The sequence below is a fragment of the Flavobacterium psychraerolatum genome (genome assembly GCF_025960985.1).
Classification (GTDB): domain Bacteria; phylum Bacteroidota; class Bacteroidia; order Flavobacteriales; family Flavobacteriaceae; genus Flavobacterium.
In genome coordinates, this window is the sequence record NZ_JAOQMX010000004.1 from 34,917 (window position 1) to 53,147 (window position 18,231).

General features: G+C 34.8%; 13 protein-coding genes. 5 read left to right on the forward strand and 8 right to left on the reverse strand.

The window, feature by feature from the left end:
* Positions 1–7 precede the first annotated feature (7 nt).
* The 3 genes from M2326_RS02740 to M2326_RS02750 form a co-directional block, all read right to left on the reverse strand.
* Positions 8–2,995 (reverse strand): SusC/RagA family TonB-linked outer membrane protein, encoded by a 2,988-nt coding sequence (locus M2326_RS02740; protein ID WP_264618019.1) that lies wholly within the window; start codon positions 2,993–2,995, stop codon positions 8–10.
* A gap of 358 nt (positions 2,996–3,353) precedes the next feature.
* Positions 3,354–5,468, reverse strand: coding sequence for a glycoside hydrolase family 97 protein (locus tag M2326_RS02745; RefSeq protein WP_264618020.1), 2,115 nt, complete (start codon positions 5,466–5,468; stop codon positions 3,354–3,356).
* 252 nt (positions 5,469–5,720) lie between these two features.
* The gene (locus M2326_RS02750) at positions 5,721–7,364 is read right to left on the reverse strand and encodes a DUF6377 domain-containing protein (protein WP_264618021.1); all 1,644 of its coding nucleotides are present in this window, start codon (positions 7,362–7,364) and stop codon (positions 5,721–5,723) included.
* A gap of 583 nt (positions 7,365–7,947) precedes the next feature.
* On the opposite strand from M2326_RS02750, the gene M2326_RS02755 reads away from it, so the two are divergent.
* Both M2326_RS02755 and M2326_RS02760 read left to right on the forward strand, forming a co-directional pair.
* Entirely contained in the window at positions 7,948–8,673 is a 726-nt protein-coding gene (locus tag M2326_RS02755) for a metallophosphoesterase (RefSeq protein ID WP_264618022.1), read from the forward strand.
* A 46-nt stretch (positions 8,674–8,719) separates the two neighbouring features.
* Complete coding sequence (locus M2326_RS02760; RefSeq protein ID WP_264618023.1) at positions 8,720–9,217, forward strand: DUF6646 family protein; 498 nt, start codon at positions 8,720–8,722, stop codon at positions 9,215–9,217.
* A gap of 66 nt (positions 9,218–9,283) precedes the next feature.
* Here M2326_RS02760 and amaB read toward each other — a convergent pair whose 3' ends face one another.
* Both amaB and M2326_RS02770 read right to left on the reverse strand, forming a co-directional pair.
* Complete coding sequence (amaB, locus tag M2326_RS02765; RefSeq protein WP_264618024.1) at positions 9,284–10,840, reverse strand: L-piperidine-6-carboxylate dehydrogenase; 1,557 nt, start codon at positions 10,838–10,840, stop codon at positions 9,284–9,286.
* 144 nt (positions 10,841–10,984) lie between these two features.
* Positions 10,985–12,076 carry an endonuclease/exonuclease/phosphatase family protein gene (locus tag M2326_RS02770; protein ID WP_264618025.1) on the reverse strand — a complete coding sequence of 364 codons (1,092 nt, stop codon included), beginning with the start codon at positions 12,074–12,076 and terminating at the stop codon, positions 10,985–10,987.
* A 223-nt stretch (positions 12,077–12,299) separates the two neighbouring features.
* Between M2326_RS02770 and M2326_RS02775 the strand changes: the two genes are divergently transcribed.
* The 3 genes from M2326_RS02775 (at position 12,300) to M2326_RS02785 (ending at position 14,399) form a co-directional block, all read left to right on the forward strand.
* Positions 12,300–13,196 carry a S66 peptidase family protein gene (locus tag M2326_RS02775; protein ID WP_264618026.1) on the forward strand — a complete coding sequence of 299 codons (897 nt, stop codon included), beginning with the start codon at positions 12,300–12,302 and terminating at the stop codon, positions 13,194–13,196.
* Between the two features lie 66 nt (positions 13,197–13,262).
* Positions 13,263–13,622: a YraN family protein gene (locus M2326_RS02780; protein ID WP_264618027.1), complete on the forward strand. Its 360-nt coding sequence runs from the start codon at positions 13,263–13,265 to the stop codon at positions 13,620–13,622.
* A 120-nt stretch (positions 13,623–13,742) separates the two neighbouring features.
* The gene (locus M2326_RS02785) at positions 13,743–14,399 is read left to right on the forward strand and encodes an aspartate kinase (protein WP_264618028.1); all 657 of its coding nucleotides are present in this window, start codon (positions 13,743–13,745) and stop codon (positions 14,397–14,399) included.
* A gap of 104 nt (positions 14,400–14,503) precedes the next feature.
* On the opposite strand, the gene M2326_RS02790 is transcribed toward M2326_RS02785, so the two are convergent.
* Genes M2326_RS02790 through M2326_RS02800 form a run of 3 tightly spaced genes read right to left on the reverse strand, consistent with a single transcriptional unit; the run spans position 14,504 to position 17,891 of the window.
* Positions 14,504–15,460: a transglutaminase family protein gene (locus M2326_RS02790; protein WP_264618029.1), complete on the reverse strand. Its 957-nt coding sequence runs from the start codon at positions 15,458–15,460 to the stop codon at positions 14,504–14,506.
* A gap of 5 nt (positions 15,461–15,465) precedes the next feature.
* Complete coding sequence (locus M2326_RS02795) at positions 15,466–16,419, reverse strand: alpha-E domain-containing protein (protein ID WP_264618030.1); 954 nt, start codon at positions 16,417–16,419, stop codon at positions 15,466–15,468.
* Between the two features lie 35 nt (positions 16,420–16,454).
* Positions 16,455–17,891 carry a circularly permuted type 2 ATP-grasp protein gene (locus tag M2326_RS02800; RefSeq protein ID WP_264618031.1) on the reverse strand — a complete coding sequence of 479 codons (1,437 nt, stop codon included), beginning with the start codon at positions 17,889–17,891 and terminating at the stop codon, positions 16,455–16,457.
* Between the last annotated feature and the right edge of the window lie 340 nt (positions 17,892–18,231).

The window sequence follows — 18,231 nt, forward strand, 5'->3', positions numbered from 1 at the left end:
GATGTATTTAGAAATTTGCATTTACTCCAAACAAGAATGTTCTTGCTCTTGGGTATACATTTCCGTCAATTCCGCTAAAACGTTCTGGATCAATTCCGTTGTATTTGGTCAAAGTCAATACATTTTGAACGCCCAAAGTAAATCGCAAAGTAGCCACTTTCAACAATGATTTGTCAAAGGTGTAGCCTACTGTTACATTGTCTAGTTTGATAAAAGAAGCATCTTTCACAAAATAATTAGATAAATAACGTTGTGTTCCATTGTCTTCAGCAGTAAATCCGGTGTTGAGGTAGTCTGAGCTTACGTTTGATAAATCGGTATCTCTTCTTAAACCAGCAAGTAGGTATCCTTTGTCTGAACTCACATTATCAAAAATATAGTTCCCCATACTTGCTCTCCAGTTCATTGTGAAATCAAATTTTTTGTAATTCACAGTAGAGAACAATCCAAAAGTATAATCGGGTGCTGCTTTGTGAAATTTGTAACGATCCCCATCATCAATTTTTCCGTCTTGGTTACGGTCTACATACGCCCCTTGAATAGGTCTTTTGTTGGCATCATACAACTGTTCGAAAACAAAGAAAGAGTTTGGAGACGATCCTACAGAGTTAATCTGGATTTTGTTTCCTTGTCCACCCGAGATGTCTCCTACAGCATATCCTGTAAATCCAGGAACAGTCGCTCCCAAATCGGTGATCTTCTGGTTGATGTAGGTTGTGTTGAAAGCTACATTCCAACGTAGGTTATCAGTTTTAACGATATCTGATTCGATACTAAATTCAAGTCCTTTTGTGCTTAAACTACCAATGTTGTTGAAACCTTGATTTCTTAAATTTGCTCCATCAGGAACAAGAACGTCTGCTAGTAAGTCGCTTGATTTTTTATCGAAATAGTTAATAGATCCCGTAATTCGGTTGTTGAAGAAACCATAATCCAAACCTACGTTCATCTCTGATAATTCTTCCCATTTGATGTTTTGGTTATATCCTTCAGGACGAGCAGTTGCATAAACCGTGTTTCCGAAAACATATTGTGTATTTATCGATCCAAGAGTTACTCTTCTCAAATAATCATACGATGCAGAGATATCTTGTTGACCAGTGGTACCATATCCTACTCTCAATTTCAAGCCAGAAATAGTATTATTGTCTTTCAAGAAAGATTCTTCAGCAATATTCCATGCAAAAGCAGCTCCAGCAAAGTTACCCCATCTGTTTTCTTTCGAGAAACGAGAAGTACCATCTCTTCTATAATTTAAAGTCAATAAATAACGGCTTTCATATCCTAAATTTAAACGACCAAAAAACGATTGTAAGTTAATATCTGGGTCTGTAGTAACATCTTCATTTGGTGTAGGCTGTCTTGTTTCTCCAGACTCATATTTCACTTTTTGAAACAATTGATAGTTGTATCCTGCTGTAGCATCAACATTCAATCCCGCAACCTTCTTGGTATAATTCAAATAGGTATTCAAGTTTTTATTTTGAAGTGCATCAGTGTAGTTCGAATAATTTCCTACGTTGGTCCAGTTTCCTGAGCTAAAAGCAGCAGCTTGGTATCCGTTAGCACTTAGATTGCTTACTTGAGTGTATCCATTGCTATCAAATCTATCAATTCCTGCTTCGGCTACCACTCTCATATCTTCAAAGAAATGTAGTTTGTAATCCAAACGCACATTACCCCATTTTCTAGTAGAGGTAGATCTGCTTTCGTTTTGATTCAATCTAGCTACCGGATTTTTAGCTGGTAACAAAGCTAGGTTTCCGTTAGGCTCCAACCATTCAAAGTATCCTCCGTAATGCGAACCTGTTTGGTAAACGGATTGTGTTGGATCAAATCCAATAGCACTACCTATTACAGCGTTTTCGTCTTGAAAACGGTTTTTACCAAAAGATAAATTTCCGCTGATGTCAATTTTTAGGTGGTTGTCAAACAATACCGGATTAATAGCAAGCGATGTAGTTGTTCTTTCAAAGCTTGTGTTTTTCAAGATACCAGGATTGTCTACATTACCCACAGACAAACGTACAGGAACTTTGTCAAACAAGGCGCCACTTACAGATATGTTGTTGTTTACAGTCAAAGCAGTTCTGAAAATTTCATCTTGCCAGTTGGTATTTGCAGTACCTAGTAATGCTTTTTGAGCAGCTGATCCTTTTTCGTTTACCAAAGCTCTATATTGGTCTGTACTCAAAACATCAACCGTATTAGCAACCGTGTTCACACCCACTTGTGAGCTGAAGTTTACTTTTACACGACCTTTTGTACCTTTTTTGGTAGTAATCACAATTACACCATTGGCAGCACGAGAACCATAAATTGCGGCAGCAGATGCATCTTTCAAAACGGTAAAAGATTCAATATCGTTTGGGTTAATAGTTGATAAGATACTTGTTGATCCAGACGGTACGGCGTTACTCAATGGTAATCCGTCCAAGATAATTAAAGGATCGTTGGATGCATTTAGTGATGATCCTCCACGGATACGAATATCTGCTTTGGCACCTGGCGCTCCTCCACCGGTTACATTCACACCTGATATACGTCCGCTTATCAAACTTTCTGGTGTTACGTTTTGACCTTTGTTAAAGTCTTTGGCTGCGATTTGAGATACAGATCCTGTTGCGTCTTTTTTCTTAACGGTACCGTATCCAACTTGAACAACGACCTCTTTAAGTTCGTTGGAGTTTTCGATTAAAATAATTTTTGAACTCTGTGCAGCTGGTACTTCTTTGGTTTCAAAACCCACAAAAGACACCGCGATAATAGCTGATTTGCCACTTACTGGCAACGTAAATTTTCCGTTAACATCTGTAATTGTTCCAATACTTGTGCCTTTGATAGCGACACTAGCCCCTATTAAGGTTTCTCCTTTTTGATCCATGACAACTCCCGTGACTGTCTTTGATGCAATTTGGGCAATTGTACTTGGCATAATAAATAGTATGCTGCATAAAAGAAGAATGCAATGCAAACTTTTTTTCATTTGTACCATAATTTCTGGTTTTTTTTGGTTTGTTAAAGTTTAGTTTTTCGGGAAATCAGTTTAGTTTTTTCTAACTGTGGTTTCAACTATATCGATTTCTTAAAGTAAAGATATTTTGCTTATAGCCTGACTATAGTTGTAACAATTAAAAAGTAGTTGATTTTGCTATTTTTCGAAAATAAAATACTGAATTATAGTGTTTTATGTGTTTTTCTAAAAGAAAAATAGTAGTGGTTGTGTAGGCTTAAAAGTCAATATTTCACTACTATTTTTCGAATAAAGAACTGCAATCCTATCAAAAAAACAATTTTTAAGACTGCTAAATCAATTTAAACATTTCTCCCTAAATAATTTAGTTTCTGTGTATTTATTTTTGTTCCATAATGCTAATGGCGTATCCACCTGCAGGGACCGAAATTTGATTCAGTTTTGATTTGCTAGTCACTTTCATTTTCTTGATCGTGTACGCCTGCGGATTTGTTTTGTAGTTGGCATCCTTTGCATCTGCATATAGCGTGGCGATGTATTTTTTGCCTTTTTCTAAGAAATCAAAATTGATGGTAGAAGTACGTGTTGTATTTCCATTTACATTCCCTACAAACCAATTGTTGGTTCCTTTTGCTTTTCGAGCAACAGTTAAGTAATCTCCAGGTTCTGCCTCTAGATATTTGCTGTCATCCCAATCTACAGCCACATCTTTTATAAATTGAAATGCATCTGGAAAGCGGTTGTAGTTCTCAGGTGTATCAGCTGCCATTTGCAACGGGCTGTACATAGTAACATACAAGGCTAATTGGTTGGCAATTGTACTGTTTACATGAGAATTGTTTTCTGGATTCATTTTACTCAAATCCATTTCAAAAATTCCAGGTGTGTAATCCATTGGACCTCCAATCAAACGGGTGAAGGGTAGTATAGTGACGTGATTCGGGTTGTTGCCACCAAAGCTTTGGTACTCCGTCCCACGTGCAGATTCGTTCCCGATTAAATTTGGATACGTTCTAGCAATCCCAGTTGGTCGGACAGCTTCGTGTGCATTGACCATAATTTTGTATTCAGCCGCTTTTTCTATAGCGTATTGGTAATGGTTGATGATCCATTGGCTGTAATGTTTCTCACCTCTCGGCAACATGTTTCCAACATAACCACTTTTCACAGCATCATACCCATTGTCTTTCATGAATTGGTAGGCTTTGTCCATGTGACGTTCATAATTTCGCACTGATCCTGAAGTTTCATGGTGCATAATCATCTTAATTCCTTTTTCTTTTGCGTAAGCATGAATTCCTTTCAAATCAAAATCTGGGTAAGGGGTTACAAAATCAAAAACATAATCTTTGGAGTTACCAAACCAATCTTCCCATCCTGTATTCCATCCTTCAACAAGTACAGCATCAAAACCATTTTTGGCCGCAAAATCAATATATTTCTTAACGTTGGTAGTGGTTGCTCCGTGTGTTCCGTTTGGTTTTGCTGTAGAATAATCTGTTTTTCCAAGTTCAACCGAGGTAAAATCATTGGTATAAGACCAAGAACTTTTTCCGGTAATCATTTCCCACCAAACACCAATGTATTTTACAGGTTTGATCCATGAAGTGTCCTCAATTTTACTAGGGTCATTTAGGTTCAATGTCATTTTTGAAGCCAAGATTTCACGTGCGTCATCGCTCACCATGATCGTACGCCAAGGTGATGTTCCAGGAGCTTGCATGTATCCTTTGTCTCCGTTTGCATCAGGTGTTAACCAAGATTCAAAAATCATGTTTTTGTCATCTAGATTCAAATGCATACAGGAGTAGTTAATAAGAGCAGCTTCGTGCAAATTGATGTACAATCCATCGGCAGTTTTCATCATCAAAGAGGTTTGTACTCCTGTTGGTGAAAATGATTTTTGGGATACATTCTCTGTCGTAGCTGTTTTCATCAAACCGCGTATCTCAGACATTTTTGATGTAGTGTAGTCGTATTCTTGTGTTTCATAATCACCTGGAATCCAAAATGTTTTGTGATCTCCAGCCATAGCAAATTGCGTATGCTCTTCTTTGATAACGAAGTAGGTTAGGTTTTTTTGCGAAGGAAATTCATATCGAAAACCAAGACCTTCGTTAAATAAACGAAAACGAATAATTAATTTTCGATCAGTAGTATTCTGATTTAAAGTAACAGCCAGTTCGTTATAATTGTTTTGAATGCTGCTTACTTCTCCCCAAACCGGCGTCCAATTTTCATTGAAAGTTGCTGTTTTGGTGTCGATAATCTTAAAATCATTTAGCAATGATTTGGGATCGTTTTTTAGTTCCAGTCCTAACTTGCTAGTTTTTATTACCGCTTTGTTTTTATAGTTTAAAGCATAGGTTGGTGTTCCATCCTTTTGCAAGGAAAACTCCATTTGAAGTTTTGAATTGGGGGATTTTAATTGTTGTCCAATTGCCAGAGGAAAAAAGGCAAGGCAAACTAATGTGGTTACTAGAAATTGCTTCATTATGGTTTAGTTAATGTATTTATAAATTGCTTTAGAAATCTTTAATAACCCAAAATTAAGATGATTTGGCCTTGACTAAATTCAATATTCCAAAATGGTAGTAAATGTAGTGAGCGACTCTTTGTAAAGCCTTGCTAATAAAGGATTTTTTATTTTTGTTAACACAAAAAAAGTAGTGACTCTGTAGCAAAAAAATACTTCTTTTATGTCAAAAAACAGCATAAAAGAGGTGTTTAGGTAGGATTTTAAAAATTATTTATTGGTTCCAATGCGCATTACGTTGGCCTCAAATTCCTCTCTTGGTCCAGCGGCTTTGTTACGCAGTTTGGTGCGATAATTATAAATAGTAGATAAGGAATAGCGAAGAAATTCAGATATTTTCACACTATCTGAAATTCCTAATCGTATCAAAGCAAAGATGCGAAGTTCCGTATTCATCAGTTCACCCGATTTTAATTTGATATCATCTTTGTCGGTTAACAATCGGCTGAAATCTTCAATAAAGTTAGGGAAGAGTAGTAAGAATGTCTTGTCAAAATTATTATAGAAATCTTTCAATTCTTCATCAATAAATTCTTTTGATTTGATGGCACGTACTAGCTCGTCTTTTTTACCACTAGTGACAATTACGTTCAATTTTCTTCGGTAACCATCAAGTTTACTAATGTATACGGAACACTGATCCATGTAACGACCAATATAAATTTCCTTTACCAAATTAGCTTCTTTCAAAGTGGTATTGGTTTCATTCAGTTTTTCGTTAAAAACTTTTAGCTCTTCATTTAGTGTCAATGATTGTTTGTTGGCAATGCTAATCTCTCTTTTCGCTTTGGCCAACTTTTTCATTTGTTTGAAAAGTAAAAACAAAATCACTAGCAATATCAAAGACAAGACTGTTGCACTGACCAAAAAATAAACCAATTGGTTGTGGTTGGTCTCGTTTTGCTTCTCGTAGGCTTTATTAATGATGGGCATCATTTTCGAAATCTCATACGTACGCAAGCGAGCATTGCAAAACAGCGCATCCTCGAGCGAGCGCTTTATGTAGGTGTAGGAGCGATCAATATCTCCTTCTTGATACAATAGGAAAGCCAATGCACGTAACGAAATGTATTCTTTTTTTTCTAGTCTCAAATCGGATATAGCCGACTTGATGAGCCATTCTTTTTCAAGTTCAAACTCTTTTTTTTGATGGTAGGTTTGAGAAATTAAATAGGCAACAACGGCCTGGTCGGTATCTGAATTCTTTAATTTAGGATAGTAATTCAGTAATAAATCTAAGTTTTCTTGGTATTTTCCGCTTTCTAGTAATTGGTTTGAAGTAGTAAATAAATGTGATTTTGATTGCGTGGGATAGAATTTTAAAATAGAATCGCTATATTTTTTTCGAAGGGCTATGTAGTGTTTTTTTTCTTCAACTGAAGCAGCATAGTACGACATCGAAAGATACAAAGAACTGGCGACGCCAAAATAGGTAACTTTGATTTCTGGAGTTATTTGAATATTAATTTTATTTATAATATCGGTAGCTTCTTTATACATGCCCAAAGTTTCCATTATCGACGCAAGATTTAGTTTGGCCGTATTTACTTTGGCGATATCACTTAATTGTTTGGCGATTCTTAGATTTTTTCTGGCATAACTTAAAGCTGAATCCGATTGGTAAAAACGATACTCTCCAAACAACTTGCCATAAATTTCATATTTTTGAAGATCAGTTGTAGTGAATTTTAATAATTCTTTAAGTTTGCCAATTTCATTTTCTTTTTTTGTTTTATAGATATGGTTGTTCTCAAGAGTAGCATCTAATTCATTGAGTAATGAATTTGTTTCTGATTGTGAAAAAACAAATATTGGAAAAAGGATAAGTAGGGAAGCAGTCCAAAATTTATGCATTTGTTGGTATTTTAATTAGGCTAATTTAATTAAAATTTAACATTTAAGTACGAAATAGTTATTTAAATAATTTGAAATTTTAGGTAACAAATGGATGTATGCTATAGATTTCTTTACTGTAAAAGGAAAATTGAAAAGATTACTTCTTAATAGGCCTTGTGAAAAGATGGGAAAGGTATCCGAAAATAATTAAAGTAAAGATAAGACCAAAGCGGAATTCATTATTATATTGAGTCCATTTTTGGATTGGATTGAAGATTATACTTAAAAAAGTTAGTATAAGATAGATACTCATCAAAAGGCTAATGTAAAGTGCTGCTTTTTTCATAATCAGTATGTTATAATTCTTGCTCAGTATTTCAAGTACAAAGATAATTGCTTTTTAATACTATGTCAATCACTAAAAGTGGGTATATTTAGACGGTTATTTTGAGTGGATTATGATCGTGTTTTTCAACGTTTATGAATGAATGTTTTCTTTGGTGATTAAAAAAACAAGAAAAAAACGTACTAGCATCACAGTTTTTCTTATTTTTATAGAAATGAAAGTAAGGATACTTTCAATGTAAGCGTTAAGAAATAAATGAGAACATTAGTTATAGGAGATATTCACGGAGGTCTACGTGCACTCCATCAAATTATTGAAAGAGCAAAGGTAACCCCAAATGATACTTTGATTTTTTTGGGAGATTATGTAGATGGTTGGAGCCAATCACCACAAGTGATTAACCGTTTGATTGAATTAAGATCTACCAATAATTGTATCTTTATTAGAGGGAATCACGATGAACTTTTACTACATTGGTTAAGAGATGGCAAAGACAATGAGCTTTGGTTTGAACATGGTGGCGAAGCAACTCTGAATGCCTATGAATCTGTAGATAAAGTAACCAAGCAGTTGCATATCGATTTTTTACTTTCTTTGGATGACTATTACTTAGATAATAAAAATCGATTGTTTCTTCATGCTGGTTTTACGAACATGAATGGTGTCAAATATGAATATTTTTCTAAATTGTTTTATTGGGATAGAACACTTTGGGAGACAGCTCTCTCATTAGATACTTCAATCAAACCAAATGATTTACTATACCCAAAAAGATTGACCTTGTACGATGAAATTTATATAGGTCATACTCCTGTTACGCGTATTAATGAAACTGTTCCAATTCACCGAGCTTGTATTTGGAACATCGATACAGGCGCAGCGTTCACTGGGCCATTGACAATTATGGACATAGATACTAAAGAATATTGGCAGTCAGAACCTCTACACCATTTATATTTTGATGAAAAAGGAAGAAATTAAATTTATAGTGTAGATTTGCAGAAAATTTAAATTTAAAAAAAAGAATATGAAAAAGATTTTTATTTTATTATTAATGTTTTCTGCTGTATTTGTTAACGCACAAGCATTCAAAGGAAAAGGGGATACTAAATTTGATGTTGGAGCAAATTTTCAAGATGGTGGTTCTGGAGTTCGCGTTGCAGCTGACTTTGGTGTTGCCGAAAACATTTCATTCGGATTCGTTTCGTCTTATTTGCTTGGAGTATCTAAGATTGAAGGAGAAAAGCCAAATTTTGGAGATCGTTTTGATTTAAAAGGTCGTTTTGATGCACACTTAGGTCCTATTTTAACTTTGGGTCAAAATGTTGATATTTATCCAGGTTTAGATTTAAGTTTGAAAAATTTTGGTGCCCACTTAGGAGCGCGTTACTTTTTCTCAGAAGGTATTGGAGTTTTTAGTGAAATCGGATTTCCTATTGCAAAATACGATCCTACTACAACTGATAGATTCCAGAATTTAAACAATCAATTTGTGGTTAATATCGGGTTCTCATTTAATCTGTAAACAACATATAGGTCAAAAAAAAAGGCAATTGAATCAGTTCAATTGCCTTTTTTTTTGACCTATACTTTAGTCCAATTCAAACTTTATACCTTGTGCCAAAGGTAAGCTTGTACTATAGTTAATCGTATTAGTTTGTCGGCGCATATAGACTTTCCAAGCATCAGAGCCAGATTCTCTACCGCCACCAGTTTCTTTTTCACCACCAAAAGCACCACCGATTTCTGCACCAGAGGTTCCAATGTTTACATTGGCTATTCCGCAATCAGAACCTAATGAGGATAGGAATAATTCGGCTTCACGAAGGTTATTGGTCATAATAGCAGATGATAATCCTTGAGCCACTCCATTTTGTAATGCTATCGCATTGGTAACCTCACCATGGTATTTTATCAAGTAGAGAATAGGAGCGAAAGTTTCCTTTTGCACAATAGCATAATTATTTTCGACCTCTACAATGGCGGGTTGCACGTAGCAGCCACTTTCATAACCTTCACCAGAAAGGACGCCGCCAGGAATTAATAATTTTCCGCCTTGGATAACCACTTTTTCTAAAGTATCCAAGTAATTAGCAACAGATTCTTTATCGATAATCGGTCCTACATGATTATTTTCATCCAATGGATTTCCAATTCTTAATTGTTTGTACGCAGTGACCAATGCTTCTTTTACTTTGTCGTACATGCTCTCATGAATTATTAATCGCCTAGTTGAGGTACAACGTTGTCCTGCCGTTCCTACAGCGCCAAAAACAGCACCTATTATTGTCATTTTTAAATCAGCATCTGGAGTTATAATAATGGCGTTGTTTCCACCTAATTCCAATAATGTTTTTCCTAGCCTTGCTGCTACAGTTTGTGCAACTATTTTTCCCATTCGGGTAGATCCTGTTGCAGATAGTAAAGGAATTCTATTGTCCTGAGACATCATTTCGCCTACTTTGTAATCGCCGTTTATTAAGCAAGAAATTCCTTCTGGTAGGTTGTTTTCTTGAATCACTTCTCGAATAATATTTTGACACGCTATGCCACAAAGTGGTGTTTTTTCTGAAGGTTTCCAAACGCATACATCTCCACAAATCCATGCCAAAGCAGTATTCCATGCCCAGACTGCAACGGGAAAATTAAATGCCGATATAATTCCAACTACTCCCAATGGATGGTATTGCTCATACATGCGGTGACTAGGGCGTTCAGAATGCATGGTTAATCCGTGTAATTGGCGAGAAAGTCCCACTGCAAAATCACAGATGTCGATCATTTCTTGTACTTCACCATATCCCTCTTGCAATGATTTTCCCATTTCAAACGAAACCAATTTCCCTAAAGCTTCTTTGTTGTTTCTTAGTTTATCACCAAACAAACGTACCATTTCACCTCTTTTTGGTGCAGGAACGGTTTTAAAAACTTGAAAAGCTTCTGTTGCAGAAGTTATTACTTGTTCATAATCGTCTGCAGTAGTTGCATACACTTTGGCTATTAATTGTCCATTTACAGGAGAGTGGCTGTCAAAAATTTCACCGTTTGAGAATCGTTCTATTCCAGTTGAGGTTCCTAAGTTAACAGGTTTTATTCCTAATTGAAAAAGAACTTGTTGTATGTCGAAAGTGGTCGGTGTTGTTGCCATGTTGAATTTGCGTATTGTTTGTTTTGCTAAGGTACAAAAAAGTATTTTCTTGTATAGTGAGACATACTCAGATCTTCTTAGCAAGTGGGTCTATCTAGTAGTTGCTTTTTATATCATAAAGAAAACTATTAATGTTATCTTACCTTACCTCTTTTCTTTTATCAAATAGACATATACTGGAAAGTGATCGCTAAAACCAATTTCTGTTGCAGAATGCCTTTTGGGGTATCCCTTATACGGTCCCGTAGTTTGAATAAGAAATGGTTTGTTATAAATGCCAGCTTTCCAGAATTGAAATTGCTTGTAGTCATTTTGAATCAGGGACTGAGTAACCATAACCTGGTCAAAAATATCCCAAGAATCTCTGTAGGCTATAGTGCCAAACCCTTTGTTGGCCATCGCTTCAAAAGGGTTGAATATTCCTAGTGGTGGTACCTCTTCTTTTTTGGATTTGGTGTTGAGCATTTTTTTTAGACTGTTATTGAAAGGACCATCATTCAAATCTCCCATGGTGATGACTTTTGCATTAGGATTTATTCTTTGTAATGAATCAATTATTTTTCGATTCAAAGCTCCTGCAGCTTCTCGCAATGGACTCGATTTTTTTTCGCCTCCTGATCGAGATGGCCAGTGATTAACGATGATATGAATTTCTTCATTTTCAAGATACCCAGTGACCAACAGTTGATCCCGAGTGAATATTCGATGATTGTCCAAGCTAATTTCGGCTTCGTCCTCTGTGTTATCTTGAATTTTGGTCGGTACATCTTGTTTTCTCTCTTTACTGTAAATGATCAATGGGATATTGGTATAGGACGTTGGTTTGAAATGTTTTTTTTGGTATAAGAGTGCCACATCTATTCCCCGTTTGTCGGGTGAATCATAATGAATAATACCGTAATCTTTATCACTGATGTAGGGTTGTTTGATTAAGTCATCCAGAACTGTTCTATTTTCAATTTCAGAACAACCAATTAGGGTTGGTGCATTTGTATTTTCAGTGGTGCCAATTTCTGCTAAGACTTGGGATAAATTATGAAGCTTTTGGTTGTATTTTTTAGAATCCCAATGTTGAAAACCCTTTGGAGTCCACTCGTCATCATTGGTCAATGGATTATTAATAGTGTCAAACAAGTTTTCAAAATTATAAAAAGCAACCGTGTGTATGCTGTATTTCTTAGGTTGGGCAGAGCATATCGAAACAATGCAAATTAGGGTTGTGATTAAAGATTTCATTGTAAGTGTGTTAGTATAGTAAAAATACAAATTCGATCTAGAAAACAATTCTTATTTTCAAAAAAACGTATCTTTGTTTTGTACTGATTTTAGTGGAGTCAGTCTTATCTATTAACTTCTTATGATGTCTATTTTTTCTTTTTCGATAGCTACCTTACAAAAATTCAATTTTGTATTTTTAATTTTTTTACTAACTATTTTTAATTGCCAATCTCAAAATACTATGATTACACCTGCATACTTGCAAAAAGGGGATACAATCGCGATTGTATCAACCGCTCGAAAAAATAATGTTGATAATTTGAAACCCACCATTAGTTTGTTGCATAGTTGGGGACTAGAGGTGGTTATTGGTAAGACCATAGGTTTGGAAGAAAATCAGTTGGCTGGGAGTGATCAGGAACGAGCTGCCGACTTTCAGTCGCAAATGGATAATCCCAATATCAAAGCAATTTGGTGTGTTCGTGGTGGTTATGGAACGGTACGAATGGTAGATTTATTAGATTTTACGAAATTTAAACAAAGTCCAAAATGGGTGATTGGTTTTAGTGATGTGACAGTTTTGCATAGTCATTTGAATACAATGGGTTTCAAGTCCATTCACGGGGTTATGCCAATTAGTATCCCTAGAGCAACCAAAGCGGCCATTGAAAGTTTGAGGATAGCTTTGTTTGGTGAAAAGCTATCATATGAAATTGCTCCAGACCCTATGAATCGAATGGGAACAGCCACTGGAGAGTTGGTAGGAGGAAACCTTTCTATTTTGTACAGTTTGTTTGGTTCGCAATCATCGATAGATTGCAAGGATAAAATTCTTTTTATAGAAGATTTGGACGAATACCTTTATCATGTTGATAGAATGATGATGAATCTTAAGCGTAATGGCTGTTTAGAAAGTATTAAAGGAATTTTGGTGGGTGCAATGAGTAGTATGAAGGATAATGATATACCCTGGGGTAAAAATGCTATGGAGATTATTCAAGATGTGACCAAGCAATACAATATTCCCATTATCTATAATTTTCCTGCTGGACACATTCATGATAATCGTACCTTGATCATGGGGAATACAATTACAATAGATGTTAATACATCCAAATCAACTGTTGTTTTTGAATAGTCTTGCTTGGATTCATACTTAGTTATTTTACTTAGTTTTTTCTAAAATTATAATTTTATTTTAAACATGGCAGCACATAATGATCTTGGTAAATTGGGTGAAGAAATGGCTGTAAATTTTCTAAAAGAAAATGGATATGCTATTTTGGATACAAATTGGCGTTTTCAAAAAGCCGAAATCGATATAGTTTGCACGATAAATGATTTTCTTGTTGTAGTTGAAGTAAAGACGCGTTCTTCGATTGAAATTGGTTTACCAATTGACGCTGTTAACACAAAGAAAATCCGACTACTTACAAGGGCTATAGATGAATACGTATGCGCAAAAAATCTTGATGTTGAAGTCCGTTTTGATGTAATATCAATCTATAAAGAGCATAATTCCTTTGTTATAGAACATATTACAGATGCTTTTTATCATTTTTAATTAAAAAAACATCTTGTTATATTTGTAACAAAATGTTTTTTATATATCTTTGTGTAAGTTTTTGACTTGCTAAACAATTAGACAATTCTAAAAAACTAAGTATAAATACCTATATAGATTATGAAAACTGTATCGTCAATTGTAGAGAATTACATCAAAACAAAGCCATTTTTATTGAACGCTTTATCTCTAGGGATTATCAATTTGACTTCGTTGTCTAGAAACATCATGTCTGAGTTAGAAAGTGAATTTGGTAAAGAAGTAAAACAAGGAGCTGTAGTTATGTCTCTAAAGCGCTTGACCGAGGAATTAGACTTTCGACTCAATCATAAAATTAATAAGGTTATCAAGAATATTGGTGAAATTACGGTGCGTTCTGCTTTGACAGATTATGCTTTTGCAGTTTCAGAAACGGTTTTGAATAAGCAAGCCGAATTAATCTCAGATATCAATGCTTTTCCAGATGTATTCTATACTTCTTCTCGAGGTGTTAATGAAATTAATATTGTGGTAAGTAATAGCGTTAATGCTTTGGTTGATAAACACTTTGTAAACGAAAAATTGCTTCAGAAAATTGATAATTTAGCTTCTATTACGGTTAAATTACCAAAAGAAAATATCGTGATTCCAGGGATTTATTATTTCATCTTCCAACGTTTGGCATGGGAAGGAATTATAATCAACGAAGTAATTTCGACTTCAAATGAATTCACAATATTGGTAAGTGAAGAGCAAGTTGATGTAGCATTTAAGGTAATCAAAGATTTGAAAAATTAAAGAGACTATTTATAATATAGAAAAACGGCTATCTAATTCATTTTAGATAGCCGTTTTGATTTTGATATATACCTTTCTTAGTTTTAATAAGTAAATAAAGTGACTTACTGCTGTTGAATGTGTTGTTGGCGGGCTTGTTCTATGTATTCTAGTTGTGCTTTTACATCCTCTGGTATTTCTTCTAGTTGTACATCATTAAATTCTTCAAAGTGTCTTCCGTCTTCATATCCAATAGATACAAAAACAGATAAGGATTGTACTGCAATACCTTTAAAGGTCCCTTTTACAGGCGAACAATCAGCAAAATTCAAACCAACCGAAAGCTTAACGTGATTGTCCATTGTCCAGATATTGTTAGTTGGGTCAATTCCCAACCAGCCTTGTGTTGGAGAGTAAATTTCAACCCAAGCATGAGTTGCGCCTTCCCCTCTTAATCCTACCTTATTGGGACAGATGTATCCACTTACATAACGCGCAGGAATACCTTTGGTTCGCATAAGTTGTAATAGAACATGTGCAAAATCTTGACAAACTCCTTCTCGGGTAACTAAAATTTCATCTAGAGTGGTGTAAATGGTAGTAATCCCTTTGGAGTAGGTAAAACGATTGTAAATATAGGAACTACACTCTTGCGCTAACATAACGATAGATTTATCCTCTGTTCCTATTTCGTCCAGAATTTCGTCAATTATGTTTTGTTTTGTAATGACATCAGGATATGAGTAACGAAGTAGCGCGATGCTTTTTTCTTTTTCTTTTGTTAAATCTTCTAGTGTATCGTGGTCGATTTCTGGAATTTTAAGTGAGTGATTGACACGTACAACTATGCGACTTTCTATTACCAATTCGGTATGGCTTTCGAGTGTGCTAAAATTACCAACTTGATTCCCAAAGTTGTCAGTAGAAACGGCTACTTCGGGATTATTGGTAATCGAGAGCTGAAATTGCAGTACATCTTGATTGGCAAAGTTATAAGGGTACAGACGTATTTCGTTAACACTCTCTTTTATGGGCCAATTGTATTGGTATTTTGTGATATGTACGATTTTGAATACTGCCATTTTTTTTAGGTATAAGAAAAGAATAGTTTAGAAAAATCTGCAGAGAAGTTATATAGTTGATTTTTTGTATCCTCTAATATATGTTCTAATTGTTGATTTGTTAAATTGTGGTAATCTGTAAATTCTACAGCGCTCTTTAGCCTTCCAAAATGATTGCGCATGGTTCTAGCTTCACTCAAATGATTGTCTTTGAATAAATTATTCAAACTAATTTCTATCAATCCCAGTGTGTAAATTACCGAATGGGCAAAATCCTTGTTGAAGATGACTTGTTGCACTACTTTGCGATTATGAGGTATGTTACTGTAGCTTTTCATATATAGTTCATATCCAGATAGCGATAGTAAGAGTTTTCTCCAATACAATAGGTTTCCTTCTCCTTCTAGGTTGTATTCAATCGGAGCATAATAAGCTTGTGTAAAGGTGATGGTTTGTAAACAACGTTCAATATTTTTACCAATGATAGAAAAACTCCATCCAATACCACGGGGCATAGTTACATGAAATACTCCGTTATATAATAGAAAGTCCTTATTTATCTTAGATAATATGGCACTAGCTTCTGCTGTCTCCAATCGCTTAGGTAAATCGGGTTCATTCATATAATGATACATCGAGTTGATATGTTCCCATAATTCTTTGGTAATTTTATCTTGCGCACCTCTTGCATTTTCGCGTGCCTTTGTGATCAAACATTTGACTGAATTGTTGTTTTTTGCATCACAAATAATATAGTTCAATACAAAATTGGTGTTGTATTGTACCTCTGTTTTCTCCTTTTCGGTCAAGTTTGTGTAGTAATCTAGTAGTGGTTTGTAGCCTTGAAAGTCACCGGCTTCTTGGTCAAAAGATAAATTGTAAAGAGTATTTAATGTCAGTAACATTCCATGAGTTCTTTCCATATATCTATTAAGCCAATAGATTCCATCTGCTACGCGGCTAAGCATATTTACTTCCATATAATAGAGTTTAAGTTGTATAGATTTAATTAATATTATTTCATTATCCAAGTATCCTTGCTACCACCTCCTTGAGATGAGTTAACCACTAATGAACCTTCGGTCAATGCCACTCGGGTAAGTCCTCCGGGTACAATCTCTACACCTTTTGGTCCACATAAAGCATAGGGTCTTAAATCAACATGTCGTAATTTTAGTTCACCATCAATAAAACAAGGAACAGTGCTAAGTTGAATAATTGGTTGTGCAATAAAATTTCTAGGATCGGCAACGATTGCAATTTTTGCTGCTTCAAGTTCTTCTTGAGTAGCTTTATTTCCCATAATCATTCCGTATCCTCCACTTTGATTCGTTTCTTTAATAACCATTGTTTCCATGTTGGCAAAAACGTGTTCCCTTTCATCTTTGTTTTCCATTTGATAGGTTGGCACATTTTTTAATATAGGTTCCTCATTCAGGTAATATTTAATCATATCTGGAACATAAACATAAACAGCTTTATCATCGGCTACTCCATTTCCTACTGCATTTACAAGAGCTACGTTTCCAAGTTTGTATGCACTTATAAGTCCAGGAACCCCAAGTGTACTGTCTGGCTTGAATACCAATGGATCTAGGTATTCGTCATCAATCCTTCTGTATATTACATCCACTTGTTGTAGTCCTGAAGTTGTTTTCATGTATACCTTATTGTTGTTTACAATTAAGTCACGACCTTCTACAAGTGGAATACCCATTTGTCGTGCCAAAAAGGTATGTTCATAATAGGCAGAATTATAAACTCCTGGTGTTAGTAAAACCACATTTGGATTTGAAATTGCTCTAGGAGATAGTGAAACTAAGATGTTGTGAAAAATCATAGGATAGTTCACTACCATACTCACGTTGTTACTTTTGAACATTTCGGGGAAAACGCGTTTGGTGATTTCGCGATTTTCGAGCATATAACTCACACCACTAGGGCAGCGTAAATTGTCTTCTAAAACATAAAATTCTCCATCAGCACCACGTATCAAATCAATACCAGCAATGTGAACATGAATATTATGCGGAAGCTTTATTCCGTGTACTTCTTGTAAATAATGTGGACATGAGGCAATTAATGAAGCAGGAACAATTCCGTCTTTGATAATATTCTGATTATTATAAATATCTTCTAGAAATAAATTCAATGCTTTTAATCGCTGCGCAATTCCTGTTTCTATTTCGAGCCAATCTTTTTGCGTTATTATTCTGGGAATAATATCAAAGGGAAAAATTCGTTCAATCCCTTCGTTATTATCGCTATAAACCGTAAAAGTGATTCCTTGGTTCATAAAAATATCAGAAGCTTGTTTTTGCTTTTGAGTTAGTTTCTCAAGGTTTAAACTTTCTAATGTTTGTAGTACTTGACGATATGGTTCCCTTACTCCATCCTTAGAAAACATCTCATCCCATCCTTTTGGGTTTAAATTTGGTGTTAATTTTATCATTCCCGGTTTTATTAAAAGTTTAAGAAATCATTAATATTTAGTAGTATAATCATGTTTAACGACTAATTTACTTAATTTTTTATATAATATTTTTGTTTCTAGTGGTTAATTATCAATGTGTATTGTATTTATATGTATTTGTTTATATAATCATTCTTTTTTAAAGAATTTAGTTTTTAAACTCTATTTTTTTGCGGGATTAATAGTCTATTTTTTGATTAAAATATTTTTGTTACCAGTATTGGTTAACCAATTTAGTGAAATAAAGTAGTTTTATGGTATATTTGCTTACTCAAATTGCAGTGTAAAAGCAGTTAAGTAATCTTTTTACGAATAAATC